Raw genomic sequence first — 14,159 nt, forward strand, 5'->3', positions numbered from 1 at the left:
TATGATTTTAGGCGCAATGAGTGCTTTGATCACTCCCTTCAAAAATGGCAAAGTCGATTTTCTCTCTTATGAGAGAATGATCCAACGGCAAGCAAAATATGGGATGGATGCTTGTGTCCCTGTGGGCACGACTGGAGAATCAGCGACTTTGAGCCACAAAGAGCATATGGAATGCATAGAAATTGCTGTGAGTGTATGCAAAAGTAATCATATGAAAGTTCTAGCAGGTGCTGGAAGTAATTCGACCAAAGAGGCAATCGAGCTAGCCCAGTTTGCTCAAACAAGTGGCGCTGATGGGATCTTGTGCGTTGCTCCTTATTACAACAAACCAACGCAAGCAGGGCTTTTTGAGCATTATAAGGCTGTTGCAGATTCTGTGGAGATTCCTTTGATGTTGTATAATGTTCCAGGCAGAACAGGCGTCAATATCGAGGTTTCAACGGTCTTGAAACTCTTGAAGGAAGTGAAAAATATCTATGGGATCAAAGAAGCAACAGGGAATATCGAGAATATCGTAGCACTTCATGCGATGAATCCAGAGTGTGTTATCGCAAGTGGAGATGATGTGATCAATTACCCGATTCTCTCAAGTGGTGGGAGTGCTGTGATTTCTGTGACAGGGAATTTATTACCTGATAAAATTTCTTATCTAACACATTGTGCGACAGAGGGAAATTATAATGAGGCACGGAAAGTCAATGAAGAGCTTTATGAGATCAATAAAGTCTTGTTTTGCGAGACAAATCCTGTGCCAATCAAAACGGCGATGTATTTGTCTGGACTGATTGAGAGTTTGGAGTTTCGTCTGCCTCTCGTCTCTCTCAAGCAGGAAAATTTGTCAATGTTAGAAAAAACTTTAGAGCAATATGAGGTGTTACAATGAGTACAATGAAGGGAAAAACTTTAGTGATCAGTGGGGCGACTAGAGGGATTGGTAAGGCGATTTTGTATCGCTTTGCGCAAGAGGGAATCAATGTCGCTTTTACATACAACAAAAACGAAGAAGAAGCTCAAAAGATTGCATCGGATGTAGAGAGTCGCTTTGGGATCAAGGCTCGATATTATCCTTTGAATGTATTGGAGCCTGAGCAATACACTCCACTTTTTGCTGAGATTGATAAAGATTTTGATCGAATTGACTTCTTTGTCAGCAATGCCATTATCTATGGACGCAGTGTTGTAGGAGGGTTTGCACCTTTTATGCGTCTGAAGCCAAAGGGATTGAACAATATCTATACAGCGACTGTTTTGGCATTTGTGGTTGGAGCTCAAGAGGCAGCAAAGCGTATGAAAGAAGTGGGTGGTGGATCTATCGTCTCTCTCAGTTCGACAGGAAATCTTGTTTATATGCCCAATTATGCAGGCCATGGCAATAGTAAGAATGCTGTAGAGACGATGGTGAAATATGCAGCGATGGAATTAGGTGAGTTTGGAATCCGCGTGAATGCAGTCAGTGGAGGACCAATTGATACGGATGCCTTGAGAGCATTTCCTGATTATGATGAGGTCAAAGCCAAAGTCGAGGCAGAATCACCCTTGAAGAGAATGGGAAATCCGAACGATTTGGCTGGTGCTTGCTATTTCCTTTGTGATGATTCTCAGAGTGGATGGCTGACTGGGCAGACGATTATCATTGATGGTGGGACGACTTTCAAGTGATGTAAGATTTGAACGATGAAAAATGTCCCCAATATTTTGACCATTTGCCGTATTTTTATGGCGATTTTGGTGATGGCTATCATCTTGTATGCAGATATGACAAGTCAGCTTGTGCGCTTTGTAGCGTGTGGTATCTTTTTGCTAGCATCTGTGACTGATTTTTTTGATGGATTTATCGCAAGGCGTTATGGGGCGCAAAGTCGCTTTGGTGAGGTATTTGATCCATTGGCAGATAAGATGCTGGTTTTGGGTGCATTTATTGCATTGCTTGTGAGTGGGCTTGCCTCTCCTTGGGCTGTATTTTTGATTTTTAGTCGTGAGTTTTTTATCACTGGACTCCGTGCAGTTGTGGCTACACATCATGTGAATATCTCAGCTGATTTGTTGGGCAAAATTAAATCAGTGGCACAGTATTGGGCGATTGGATGTTTGATCTTGCAGGTTTTGCCCCATTTTTGGAATCAGCTTTTTCTATGGCTTGCTGTGCTATTGACGATCATCTCTGGCATCAATTATGTCAGAAGTTATTTTAGAGCTTTTCAATGAGTTTGCTAGCTGCGCTGATCGCGCTATCTTTTTTGATTTTTTTTCATGAGCTTGGGCATTTCTTGGCTGCTCGATTTTTTGGTGTCAAGGTAGAGGTCTTTAGCATCGGGTTTGGAAAGAAGATTATCAAAAAAACATACGGGGATACAGAATACGCCCTCTCTTGGATCCCTCTTGGTGGATATGTCAAGATGAAGGGGCAGAGCGATAGTGATCCATTGAGCCAAAATCAAGATCCCGATAGCTATACATCCAAATCCCCTCTTCAGCGGATCGTGATCTTGCTGGCTGGCCCTCTTTTTAATATTTTGCTAGCTCTTTTGATCTATGTGGGGATGGCGTATGGGGATCGCGAGGTTTTGCTACCAAGTATTGGTGAGGTGCAGACAGGTATGCCAGCTCAAAGTGCTGGGATCATGGCAGGGGATAGAGTGTTGCGTATCAATGGTGTGGAAGTGAAGTCTTGGTTTGATATGGCAGAGAAAGTGATGGAAGCACAAGGGCGCTTGACACTAATGATCCAAAGAGGTGATGAGAATCTTGAGGTAGGCGTGATTCCTAAAATGATCGAGAGAGAAAATGTCTTTGGTGAAAAGGTGAGTGTCTCTGTCATTGGGATCAGACCTTCCGGAGAGATTGGGGTGATGCATTATGGGGTTTGGGATGCTCTAAGGCTTGGAGCGAGTCAGACGCTCTCAAGTAGTACATTGATCATTCAAGGTGTGCAGAAGTTGATCTCTGGAGTGGTTCCTACAAGTGAAGTGGGAGGAGTGATTTCAATCGTGCAGGTGATGGATAAGGCACAAGAGAGTGGCTTAGTCCAGTTTCTAGCTCTTGTGGCACTCATTTCCATCAATCTTGGCATTCTCAATCTCTTGCCTATTCCTGCTCTTGATGGGGGACATATTTTGTTCAATCTCTATGAGCTTGTGACCAAACGGACTCCAAGTGAAAGCGTGCTGTATTACTTGACACTTATGGGGTGGGCTATATTGTTTGCCCTTATGTTTTTGGGACTTTATAACGATATCAATCGCATTGTTGGAGGATAAAATGGCAAATCATCTTCAAGAAGTCATTGCACGCATCGAAAAAGCTCGCATCGCATACTCTCGTCATCAGATCATCAAACTTGTCGCGATTTCCAAATACTGGGAAGATTCTCAGATCATCGATCTTTATCAATCTGGTCAAAGAGCCTTTGGAGAAAACAAAGTCCAAGATTTGAAGCGCAAGGCTTTGGATTTGGATAGATATCCACTTGAGTGGCATTTCGTAGGAAACCTTCAAGAAAACAAGATCAATACACTGATTTCTCTCAAGCCAGCCTTGATACATTCAATCGATAGTCTAAAGATTGCCAAAGCTCTTCAAATGCGTCTGGAGCGTGAAGGGTTGAGACAAAAAGCTCTTATGCAAATCAACTCAGCCAAAGAAGAAACCAAAGGAGGAGTAGCACCAGAAGAAGCCTATGAGCTCTATCATAGGATCCAAGAAGAATGCCCCAATCTCATCATGGAAGGTGTGATGACGATCGGTGCGCACACAGAAGATCCAAACAAGATCAAAGAGAGCTTTGAAACCACTCAAAAAATCTATGAAACACTCCCAAATGCCAAAATACTTTCTATGGGAATGAGCAGGGATTTTGAGCTTGCTATCGCCTGTGGAGCCAATCTTTTGCGTATCGGCTCAGCACTGATGGGATAGACTTTATTTCATCTATTGATTGGGTGTATTGGGGGTGATTTGGAGAAAATGGAGCAAGCGATGAAAATCAAAACTTTAGGTGTGGATATTGGGATTGCAAGTATTGGATGGGCTGTGGTTGAGGGGGAATATATAGATGGAAATCTTAAAAATGAGCAGATCATAGATAGTGGAGTGAGGATTTTTACAAAAGCAGAAAATCCAAAAACCAAAGAATCTTTAGCACTCCCTAGGAGAAATGCAAGAAGTGCAAGGCGTAGAAATGCACGCAGGAGAGCAAGAGTGCAACAAGTCAAGTCCTATCTTTGCCAAACTCTAGGGCTAGATTCTAAAGACTTCATCCAAGAGGGAAACCTAGCCCCAATCTTTCAAACCTCCAAAGACTTCCTCTCTCCTTGGGAGCTTAGAGAGAGGGCATTGTATCGAGTGCTAGATAGAGAGGAGTTTGCAAGAGTGATACTCCATATCGCCAAACGCAGGGGATATGATGATATTACTTATGGAATCGAGGGCAAAGATGATGATGGAAAAATCAAAAAAGCAATCAAAGAAAACAATGCTCTACTCATAGAATCAAAGTCTCAAACCATTGGAGAGATGATGTTTAAGCAATATTATTCTCAATCTCTCAATGTTCGCAATAAAAAGGAGAATTACAATCGCTGTGTGGGTAGAAGTGAGCTTAGAGATGAGCTAGAAAAGATTTTTGCAACCCAACAGAAACTAGGCAATCCCTATATCACCCAAGACTTTATCCATAAGCTTCTAGGAAATCCAAATGCAGAGAGCAAACAAGTCAAAGAGGGGTTAATCTTCTATCAACGCCCACTCAAAGGATTCCAAGATAAAATCGGAAGATGTCAGCATATCAAGGGAGAGTCTCAAGCATATAGAGCGTGCAAAAATGCTCCAAGTGCAGAAGAGTTTGTCGCCATTACAAAAATCATCAATTTTTTAGCGAATCTTAAAAATCTCTATGGAGATGTATCGCTCTCCCCAAAAGAGGGCATCCAAAAAATTATGCTAGAAGCCCAAAAGAATAAAAAGGGGCTGACTTACTCCAAGCTAAAGGCTTTGCTAGATTTGCCTAGTGATTTTGAGTTTGCAGGGCTTGATTATAGTGGGGAGAAAAGTCCTGAGGGTGCAGTGTTTCTCTCTTTGCCTAGCACATTTGAGCTAAGCAAAATCATAGCAGAGAGAGAAATGCAAGATAAGATCGCAGATATTTTAGGAGCAAATAAAGACTGGGAAATTATTCTAAAAGAGTTTAAAAAACTTGATTTATCTCAAGATCAAATCCAAGCGATCAAAGATGCAAAGCTTAGTTTCTCTAAACACATCAACCTCAGTCTTGAAGCCCTTTATCACATCCTACCCTTAATGAGAGAGGGAAAAAGATATGATGAGGCGGTGCAAATCTTACAAGAGCAAGGAATCTTTAGCAAACCTCAGAACAAAAACCTACAGCTTCTCCCTCCATTAAGCGAGCTTGTCAAAGAAGACAGCTATTTTGACATCCCCAATCCTGTGCTTAAGAGGGCATTGAGTGAGTTTAGAAAAGTGATCAATGCACTTTTGGAGAAATATGGAGGTTTTCATTATTTCAATATTGAGCTAGCTAGAGATGTGTCAAATGGAAAAAAGCGTAGAAATGAGCTTGAGCGAATCAATAAAGAGAATCAAAAAGAGAATGATGAAGCTACAACATTGCTTCGAACTCTAGGGATTCCCAATACTTCCAAAAATCGCCTAAAGTGCAAGCTCTGGAGACAGCAAGGAGAGCAGTGTCTATATAGTGGAGTTAACATCACCGCAGATCATCTTAGAGATGAAAAACTTTTGCAAATCGATCATGCACTTCCTCTTAGTCGAAGCCTAGATGATTCGCAAAGCAACAAAGTGCTTTGCCTAACCTCAAGTAATCAAAATAAACTAGATCAAACTCCCTATGAGTGGTTAGGAGGTGATGAGAAAAAATGGAATGCATATGTAGGGCGCGTGTATGCAAGTAAGTTTTCTTCTAGCAAAAAGCGCAAACTCACTCTTAAAAATTTCAAAACCAAAACTACAGATGATTTTCTTGCACGCAATCTTGTCGATACGGGTTATATCGGTAGAGTAGTCAAAGAATATGTCAAGACTTCTCTTTCTTTTCTCCCACTTCCTGATGGCAAAAAAGAATATATTCGTATCATCTCAGGATCTATGACTTCAGCAATGCGAAGTTATTGGGGTATCCAAGATAAGAACAGAGATCATCATCTACACCACGCTCAAGATGCGATCATTATCGCCTGTATCCAACCAAATATGATCCAAAAATACACTAAATATCTCCAAGACAAAGAAACCCATAAGCTTAAATCTAGCGAGAAAGCCCAGCTTTTAAAAGAGGGGGATTATAAAACCAAATTGACTCTAAGGTGGTCAATGTCTAATTTTGGGGAAAAGATGCAAGAATCGATTCAAAAAATCATCGTCTCTCATAGTGTGTCTTATAAGGTGACGGGAGCTTTGCATGAAGAAACCGTGAGGAAAAAAGAGTTTTATTATAAATCTTTCGGAGGTGAAGAGGGAGTGAAAAAAGCTTTAGAGTTTGGAAAAATCCGAGCAGTCAATCATGGGATTGTAGATAATGGAGCAATGGTGCGCGTGGATATTTTCAAAAGTAAGGATAAGGGGAGTTTCTATGCTGTGCCTATTTATACTTATGATTTTGCGATTGGAAAACTTCCCAATAGAGCAATTGTTCAGGGGAAAAGTAATGGAGTGTTAAAAGACTGGATAGAAATGGATGAAAATTACGAATTCTGTTTTTCACTTTTTAAGAATGATTGCATTAGAATCCAAACTAAAGAAATGCAGGAACCTGCTTTGGTGATCTATAAAAGTACAGATGCTAGCAATGCAACAATAAAAATAGAACACCTGAGTAAATACTCATGCACCCAAGATGAGAAAATTTTATTTAAACTCAAAGATAATAAATTACCAATGCAGGGAAAACAAGGGATTTGGGGTCTAAAACTTTTCCAAAAAGTCAAGCTCTCTCCATTGGGAGAGGTGATAGAGTGCAAACCAAGAAATCGCCAACCTATCTCTCTCAAAAGTACTCCCAAAAATGTTTGATGAAGCATTCCGCACACTTTTTATGAGTAAGCCTGCTAAGCTTTCTCATAAAAATAATAGTTTGATCATCCATCATGACACAGAAGTGTCTATCCCTCTAAGAGATATTCATACAGTGATTATTGATACTCCCCAAATCACTCTGACAGCTTCATTGATGAAAGAGAAGTTTATGAGAGTGCTAGTGATGTTTGATATGCCCACCAAAACAAAGCAAGATAGGAAAGCAAGCACGAAATTTCGCTCAATGCTTTTAAAAGAAGGATACTTTATGCTTCAATTTTCTGTCTATGTAAGAATTTGTAAGGGGATCAAAAGTGCCAATACTTATCTTGAAAGACTTCATCTCTATCTGCCAAAAAAGGGACATATCAGAGCATTGATTCTGACAGAGAAGCAATTTGATCATATGAGGATTTTGATCGGAGAATATTCAGAAGTAGAGAAAGCTCGAAAGCCTACTCAGCTTACTCTATTTTAGATCGGTTTTTAGGAGATGCTAAGCAGTTACCCCACAGAGAACCGAAAAACTCTTTATTTTAGCCACTTCAAAAATCTGTATTTTGGGATTATATATTTTCTTCAATCCCCTTGTCAAGGGCGTTTTAGCGAAGTCTATTTTAACATAGACAGATTTTTGAAGTGGCTAAAACGTCTTTGAAACTGATGTTGAAATTAAAGAAATTTTAACATAGACAGATTTTTGAAGTGGCTAAAACAAAGAATGCGATTGACTTTATGGAATTCTCATTTTAACATAGACAGATTTTTGAAGTGGCTAAAACGGCAAAAGTGGATTATTCTATTTTGCAAATTTTAACATAGACAGATTTTTGAAGTGAGACTATCGCAAAATCCTTGAAGCATTCGCAAGTGCTAGAAGCGAAACACCTACATCGCCAAAGACAGCTTCCCACATCCCAGCCACTCCAAACACTCCTAAAATGATAAATACCCCCTTGATACCTAGTGCCAAAGCAATGTTTTGAGCTGTAATTGCACGCGTCTTTTGGGCGATATTGATGGCTATGATGAGTTTATCCAAGTCATCATTGGTCAAAATCACATCAGAGGTTTCCTTGCTTAGATCACTCCCTCCTAAGCCCATAGAGATCCCGACATCAGCACTTGAGAGCACTGGAGCATCATTGATCCCATCTCCTACAAAGGCTGATTTTTCTTGTTTGTGCGATTGAAAAAGGGTGAGCTTATCTTGAGGAAGAAGTCCGCCATAGGCTTTGGAGATCCCAAGCTCTTGGGCGACTTTTTGGACATTTGCTTGCTGATCTCCGCTCAAAATCATCGTCTCAATTCCCATACCGTGGAGTTTTTGGATACAGGCTTTGGCATTGGGTTTGGGAGCATCTCTGAGTGTGATGTATCCGATACATTCAGATCCTAGTGCGACATAGACAAGCGTTTCTTGGGTGTGGATTTGGGGATATTGGATGCCAAATGTATCTAGCAATGCTTTATTGCCTACAAGGATGCGATTTCCACAGCATTGGGCATCCATACCTTTACCCGCGATCTGATCGTGAGAAATTGGCGTGTGTGTGATGGAGAGATTTTGGGCTTGTTTTTGGAGGGATTTTGCGATGGGGTGACTTGAGAGATGTTCTGCACACATGGCAAATCCAAGAATCTCTTCCTTGGAATATGAGCTAAGTGAGATGATCTGATCAACTTCAAATTCTCCATTTGTCAATGTCCCTGTCTTATCAAAGGCGATCATTTTGAGCTGTGCTAGCGCTTCAAGGAAATTGGCTCCTTTGATCAAAATACCCTTCTTGCTTGCTCCACCGATCCCTCCAAAGTATCCCAAAGGAGTGCTCAAAACAAGAGCACATGGGCAGCTCACCATAAGCACAACCAAAGCCCTATAGATCCATTCATCCCATGTGCCATATCCCAAAAGTGGTGGAAGAATCGCGATAAGAAAAGATAGCGCAAACACACAGGGTGTGTAAATCTTGGCAAATGAGGTGATTCTCTTCTCGCTTTGAGATTTTTGTGTGCTGGCTTGTTCGATGAGAGTGATGATCTGTGAGATCCCACTTTGATCATAGGTTTTGGTGATTTTGACTTCCAAAACGCCCAAAAGATTGATACTCCCACCAAACACTTCATCATCTGGATGACAAAAGCGAGGCATTGATTCTCCATTGAGCATTTTTTCTTCAAGCTCGCTTTCACCTTTGATGATGACTCCATCGCTTGGGATCTTTTCTCCAGCCTTGATGATGACGATGTCATCGATTTGTAACTCCCATGGAAATACTTTGAGGAGTGTGCCATCAGATTGCTTTTTCCAAGCATAAGATGGGCTTAGATCGATGAGGGATTGGATATTTTTGCGACTTTTGCGCACAGCAAGATTCTCAAAAAACTCTCCGATACGATAAAACAGCATCACAGCGACAGCCTCAAAGTCTGCACCGATGAAAAATGCGGCAATTGTGGCAAAAAACATCAAGAAATTTTCATCAAAAAATTCTTTGTTTTTTAGGCGTTTATATGCTCCTTTGAATACAGGGATCCCAGCGATGAGATAGATTCCATAAAGCAGTATTTGAGATAGGGGAGAAGTCAAGATGAAGGCTAGGGCAAAGCATCCAAGAAGAGAAAAGAGAAAAAACAATTCAACTTTGGTTGATGGCTCTTTGCTTGCTTCTCGCCATTCCAAAATCTCTATATTTTTTTCTACTTCTTTGATGGTTTGTTTAGTGCGCTCCAGATCTTGTGTATCCAAAAAAATTGCCCCATTTGCAAAGTCGATCATGACATCTTGGATGAAGGGTTGTTTTTGAAGTTCTTTTTGAAGAGATTGCGCACAATTTGGACAATCTAGGTTGAGGATTTTGTATTTCTTCATCTATTTCCTTTGCACAATGGGCTATGTTTTTGTGAATGAAAATCATCTGGATGGATAAATACCACAACTCCTGTTATTTTTCTTTGAGGCGTTGGACAGATGCTCCAAGAGAGCGTAGTTTCTCTTCTAGTCCTTCATATCCGCGATCTAGATGGTAGATTCTGTGTATTTGTGTGCAATCTTGAGCGACAAGTCCTGCAAGGATGAGGGCTGAAGAGGCTCTTAGATCTGTTGCCATCACATCTGCTCCTTTGAGCTCTTCTTCTCCAATGATTGTCGCTGTGTGCCCTTTGAGTGTGATATTTGCTCCCATTCTTTGAAGCTCATTGACATGCATAAAGCGATTTTCAAATAATCTCTCTTCAATCGTTGAAGTGCCCTCACAAACCAAGGCTAGAGCCATAAATTGTGCTTGCATATCTGTTGGAAATCCTGGATATTCTGTCGTGATGAGCTCAAATGCCTTGCGTTTTGTAGCAGGAAGAAGAGTGAGTGAATCTTGAGAGATTTCAAAGCCAAAGCCAATCTCTTCAAGCTTATCTGTGATCGCTTCAAGATGGTGGGGGATCACATGGTGGAGGGTGATGGAAGAGTTGGTGATCGCACCAGCACAAAGATAGGTCCCAGCCTCGATTCGATCTGCAATCACGCAAATATCTTGCATATCCAAAAGTTCCCCATCACTTCCTTGGATTTCAAGCTCACTAGTCCCAATCCCCTCGATCTCTACCCCAGCATCCTTTAAAATCTCACAGAGCTGCACTACTTCTGGTTCTTTGGCGGCATTGATGATCTTTGTTTTACCTTTGGCAAGTGCTGCTGCCATGAGAAGATTTTCTGTGCCTGTGACTGTGATTTTGTCAAACATAATGTTGGCACCTCTAAGCCCTTGTGGAGCTGTCGCGACGATGTAGCCATGTTGAATCTCAATCTGAGCCCCCATTTTCTCTAGTGCTTTGATGTGGAGATCTACGGGCCTAGCTCCGATAGCGCATCCTCCAGGCAAAGAGACTTCACAGTGTCTAAAGCGCGCCAAAAGTGGTCCCAAAACAAGGATAGATGCGCGCATCTTGCGCACGATATCATAGTTTGCTCTAGTCTCATGGACGCTAGAAGTATCGATATGGATTTGGTTGTTTTGGATGTGCTGATAGCTTGCTCCAAGGATTTCTAGAAGTTTTAGCAAAGTATTGACATCTGCGACATTGGGGAGATTGGAGATGGTGATCGGATTTTTGCTCAAAAGAGTGGCTGTGAGGATGGGGAGTGCTGAGTTTTTGGCACCAGAGATATTGATACTTCCGCTAAGTTTTGGTGTGTGGTGAATTTTAAGAAAGTCCATTGTGATCCTTTGTTAGAAATTGATGGAGGGCTTTGTATTCTTCTTTGCTAAAAAAACGCGTTTTTCCGCAAGGGAGGGCATTGAGTGAGGCAAATCCATAGCTAATCCTTCTAAGATCAAGCACCTCACGCCCAAAATGAGCAAAAAATCGCCTCAGCTCTCGATTTTTCCCCTCTGTGATAGAGACTTTGATCTTGGAATAATTGCGTGAGTTTTTGATAATCGTAAAATCAGCAAAAGGAGAGAAGTTCATGGAAGTGATGGTGCTGTGGGTATGAGCTCCAGCGCGTGCATCTTCTAGCTCTAATCCATTTTCCATAGCTTCTTGCATTTTTTGAGTAATGGAGCCATTGAGCTTGAGAAGATAGACGCGCTCTAGATTGCTTTGCATAAGTTTGCTTACAACCTCTTTGCTATCACTTAGGATCAAAAGCCCCTCAGATGCATAATCAAGACGCCCAACAGGCAGAAAATGGGAGAATTGAGAGCTTAGAGAGTGATAGATCGTTTTGCGTCCGCGATCATCTTTTTTGCTGACAAGTTCTCCTTTGGGTTTGTGATAGATGATGAGAGTGAAGTGATCATCTTTTTTGGGGCGAAGCTGTTTCCCATCGATAAAAACTCTTTGATCTTCTTTGAGGATAGAAGTGGGGGTTGCCTTCTTTTTCTCGATATTGACACGGCCTTGTGCGATGAGGGCATCTGCTTCGCGCCTAGAGTATTTGCTGTGATGGGAGATGAATTTGTTTAGTCTCATAAATCTCTCCATTGCATTGTATTGAGTGTGGTTTTGATCGAGCTGTGAACCTTGAGGGGTGTTGAGAAGATATAGCACTCATCTTGATCTTGCAAGATGATTTTGAACTCCCGCTCTCCTTGATGGCTTTGAGCAAGTGTAGCGATCTGTTCTAGAAGGCTTTCTTGGGCATCAAGAGGCAAAATAAGAGCAATGGGGGTAGTAGAATCCTCTGTGGTTTCAGCAGGTTTTTCGTCTTTGTGTTCTCTCTTTTTTGTGGTTGTTTTGACTTCTTTGGCTTCTTCTAGGGAGAGAATCTCAAGAAGGCGTAAGGAGGGCTTATCTTCTTTGTATTCGACTTTGCATTTGATGGCTAGGGGTTTTTCTTTGTCTTCTCGTTGTTCTAAATCATTGAGAGTTTGCTCAAAAATCATCAGATCAAATTTTCCAGAATAATCAAGGAGGGATAGGATCCCATAGGGTTTGCCTGATTTTTTGCTGATTTTTCTTTGGATGTCAAGAATCTTCCCAACTAGCAGGACACTTGATCCATCTCCATATTTTTCAAGTTCAGCGCTTTTGGCCACTTTTTTGATCTCATTGATTTCTTTTTTGAAGCTATCGAGGGGATGGCCAGAGATATAGATCCCCATACATTCATATTCATTTTCCAACAAAACCAATTCATCATCTTCATTTATATCTGAGAAATGAAGAGAAATGGTGGAGGGTTCGTTTTCTAGCTCACCAAAAAGAGAGTTAGCCATCATAGCATTGGCTTTGTCTTTGTTGCGCCCAGCCTCACAAATTGCATCAATATGTGTGAGCATACATTTGCGACTATAGCCTAACCCATCAAGACTTCCAGACTTGATCAGGGGTTCTAGGACGCGCTTTGAGATCTTGCTCCAGTCAATGCGCGCGATAAAATCTTCTAGGTTTTTAAACTCCCCATTTGTGATTCGCTCCTCGATAATTGCCTCAATCGGACCATCTCCAACACCCTTGATCGCACTTAAGCCAAATACAATCTTGCGCTCACCATCAAATTCATTGACACCAAAATCATGCTCAGAGATATTGATATGTGGAGGGATGACATCAATCTCCATCGCCTTGACTTCATCAAGATAGTGTGCAACAGCCTCAATCTTACTTGTCTCGCTTGTAAGCATCGCTGCCATAAACTCATGTTTGTAATAAGTTTTGAGATAGGCAGTTTGGAATGTGATCATGGCATAGGCTGCAGAGTGAGATTTGTTGAATCCATAGCCAGCAAATTTCACGATAAGCTCCCAAAGTTCCTCAGCCTTAGAGCGATCAAATCCTTTTTGTTCTGCTCCATTTGCAAAAGTATCTTTGAGGCGATCCATCTCTTCTTTGATCTTTTTCCCCATTGCTCGGCGCACTAGGTCTGCTCCACCAAGGCTAAATCCTCCAATGGTTTGAACAATCTGCATCACTTGCTCTTGATAGACGATGACACCATAGGTGGGTTTGAGGATGGGTTCAAGTTCGGGAAACATATAAGTGATGGGTTTGCGTCCATGTTTGCGATCGATGAAGTCATCAAGCATACCTGATTCCATCGGTCCTGGACGATAGAGAGCCAAAACCGCGATCACATCTTCAAATGTCGTTGGTTTCAGGCGTTTATTGAGATCTTGCATACCTCCTGATTCGATTTGGAATAATCCCAAAGTATCTCCGCTCTGCATCGTTTCATAGACTTTTGGATCCTCGATATTGACACGCAAGAAATCGATCTCTTTGTTGTAACGCTTTTTGATGAGCTTGAGTGCATCATCGATTACTGTGAGGGTTTTGAGTCCCAAGAAATCAAATTTGATGAGATCAACAGGTTCAAGCCACTTCATAGAATACTGGGTGACTGTGGCTCCTCCTAGGCGCTCACTTGTATAAAGTGGGGTTTTGTGCCAGAGTTCTTTTTCAGAATCGATCACTACAGCCGCGGCGTGAGTTCCGGCATTGCGTTTGAGATTTTCAAGTTTGAGTGAAAAATCCCATATTTTGGCAGCTAATTCATTTTTTTCAATGAGTTCTTTGATCTTTGGCTCTTTATCATAAGCCATTTTAAGAGTGATTCCCAAATCATCTGGGATGAGTTTGGCCATCGCATCAGCTTCATTGTAGGGCATATC

11 protein-coding genes are annotated in these 14,159 nt (G+C 41.5%); 7 read left to right on the forward strand and 4 right to left on the reverse strand.

Annotation, left to right across the window (positions count from 1 at the left end; translation table 11 throughout):
• Position 1 precedes the first annotated feature (1 nt).
• The 7 genes from dapA to cas2 are packed head-to-tail and all read left to right on the forward strand — an operon-like array spanning position 2 to position 7,525.
• Positions 2 to 883: a 4-hydroxy-tetrahydrodipicolinate synthase gene (gene dapA, locus T391_RS0102590; RefSeq protein WP_027327034.1), complete on the forward strand. Its 882-nt coding sequence runs from the start codon at positions 2 to 4 to the stop codon at positions 881 to 883.
• A 5-nt stretch (positions 884 to 888) separates the two neighbouring features.
• The gene (locus T391_RS0102595) at positions 889 to 1,659 is read left to right on the forward strand and encodes an enoyl-ACP reductase (protein WP_420806127.1); all 771 of its coding nucleotides are present in this window, start codon (positions 889 to 891) and stop codon (positions 1,657 to 1,659) included.
• Positions 1,660 to 1,674: 15 nt separating this feature from the next.
• A complete protein-coding gene (gene pgsA / locus T391_RS0102600) occupies positions 1,675 to 2,205 on the forward strand; it encodes a CDP-diacylglycerol--glycerol-3-phosphate 3-phosphatidyltransferase (protein ID WP_027327036.1) in 531 nt (176 codons plus the stop codon).
• Positions 2,202 to 3,257 (forward strand): RIP metalloprotease RseP, encoded by a 1,056-nt coding sequence (rseP, locus tag T391_RS0102605; RefSeq protein ID WP_027327037.1) that lies wholly within the window; start codon positions 2,202 to 2,204, stop codon positions 3,255 to 3,257. Before pgsA ends, rseP begins: the two co-directional genes overlap by 4 nt.
• A 1-nt stretch (position 3,258) precedes the next feature.
• Positions 3,259 to 3,915 (forward strand): YggS family pyridoxal phosphate-dependent enzyme, encoded by a 657-nt coding sequence (locus tag T391_RS0102610; protein WP_027327038.1) that lies wholly within the window; start codon positions 3,259 to 3,261, stop codon positions 3,913 to 3,915.
• Between the two features lie 60 nt (positions 3,916 to 3,975).
• Positions 3,976 to 7,044 carry a type II CRISPR RNA-guided endonuclease Cas9 gene (gene cas9, locus T391_RS0102615; RefSeq protein ID WP_034583557.1) on the forward strand — a complete coding sequence of 1,023 codons (3,069 nt, stop codon included), beginning with the start codon at positions 3,976 to 3,978 and terminating at the stop codon, positions 7,042 to 7,044.
• Positions 7,037 to 7,525, forward strand: coding sequence for a CRISPR-associated endonuclease Cas2 (cas2, locus tag T391_RS08675; protein ID WP_233709528.1), 489 nt, complete (start codon positions 7,037 to 7,039; stop codon positions 7,523 to 7,525). Before cas9 ends, cas2 begins: the two co-directional genes overlap by 8 nt.
• A gap of 363 nt (positions 7,526 to 7,888) precedes the next feature.
• Here cas2 and T391_RS08780 read toward each other — a convergent pair whose 3' ends face one another.
• From T391_RS08780 to dnaE, 4 genes are all read right to left on the reverse strand, one after another.
• A complete protein-coding gene (locus T391_RS08780; RefSeq protein ID WP_027327040.1) occupies positions 7,889 to 9,919 on the reverse strand; it encodes a heavy metal translocating P-type ATPase in 2,031 nt (676 codons plus the stop codon).
• Between the two features lie 73 nt (positions 9,920 to 9,992).
• The gene (murA, locus tag T391_RS0102635) at positions 9,993 to 11,261 is read right to left on the reverse strand and encodes a UDP-N-acetylglucosamine 1-carboxyvinyltransferase (protein ID WP_027326621.1); all 1,269 of its coding nucleotides are present in this window, start codon (positions 11,259 to 11,261) and stop codon (positions 9,993 to 9,995) included.
• The gene (locus T391_RS0102640) at positions 11,248 to 12,018 is read right to left on the reverse strand and encodes a pseudouridine synthase (RefSeq protein WP_027326622.1); all 771 of its coding nucleotides are present in this window, start codon (positions 12,016 to 12,018) and stop codon (positions 11,248 to 11,250) included. Before T391_RS0102640 ends, murA begins: the two co-directional genes overlap by 14 nt.
• Positions 12,015 to 14,159, reverse strand: a 2,145-nt coding sequence (dnaE, locus tag T391_RS0102645; RefSeq protein ID WP_027327041.1) for a DNA polymerase III subunit alpha, incomplete at its 5' end; no start/stop codon positions are given. The genes dnaE and T391_RS0102640, both read right to left, overlap by 4 nt.

Source organism: Helicobacter pametensis ATCC 51478 (assembly GCF_000518225.1).
Classification (GTDB): domain Bacteria; phylum Campylobacterota; class Campylobacteria; order Campylobacterales; family Helicobacteraceae; genus Helicobacter_G; species Helicobacter_G pametensis.

Coding starts and splice junctions, on each gene's coding strand:
- T391_RS08780 (WP_027327040.1), bottom strand. CDS start 9,919: ATGAAGAAATACAAAATCCTCAACCTAGATTGTCCAAATTGTGCGCAA.
- T391_RS0102610 (WP_027327038.1), top strand. CDS start 3,259: ATGGCAAATCATCTTCAAGAAGTCATTGCACGCATCGAAAAAGCTCGC.
- pgsA (WP_027327036.1), top strand. CDS start 1,675: ATGAAAAATGTCCCCAATATTTTGACCATTTGCCGTATTTTTATGGCG.
- murA (WP_027326621.1), bottom strand. CDS start 11,261: ATGGACTTTCTTAAAATTCACCACACACCAAAACTTAGCGGAAGTATC.
- rseP (WP_027327037.1), top strand. CDS start 2,202: ATGAGTTTGCTAGCTGCGCTGATCGCGCTATCTTTTTTGATTTTTTTT.
- T391_RS0102640 (WP_027326622.1), bottom strand. CDS start 12,018: ATGAGACTAAACAAATTCATCTCCCATCACAGCAAATACTCTAGGCGC.
- dapA (WP_027327034.1), top strand. CDS start 2: ATGATTTTAGGCGCAATGAGTGCTTTGATCACTCCCTTCAAAAATGGC.
- cas9 (WP_034583557.1), top strand. CDS start 3,976: ATGAAAATCAAAACTTTAGGTGTGGATATTGGGATTGCAAGTATTGGA.
- T391_RS0102595 (WP_420806127.1), top strand. CDS start 889: ATGAAGGGAAAAACTTTAGTGATCAGTGGGGCGACTAGAGGGATTGGT.
- cas2 (WP_233709528.1), top strand. CDS start 7,037: ATGTTTGATGAAGCATTCCGCACACTTTTTATGAGTAAGCCTGCTAAG.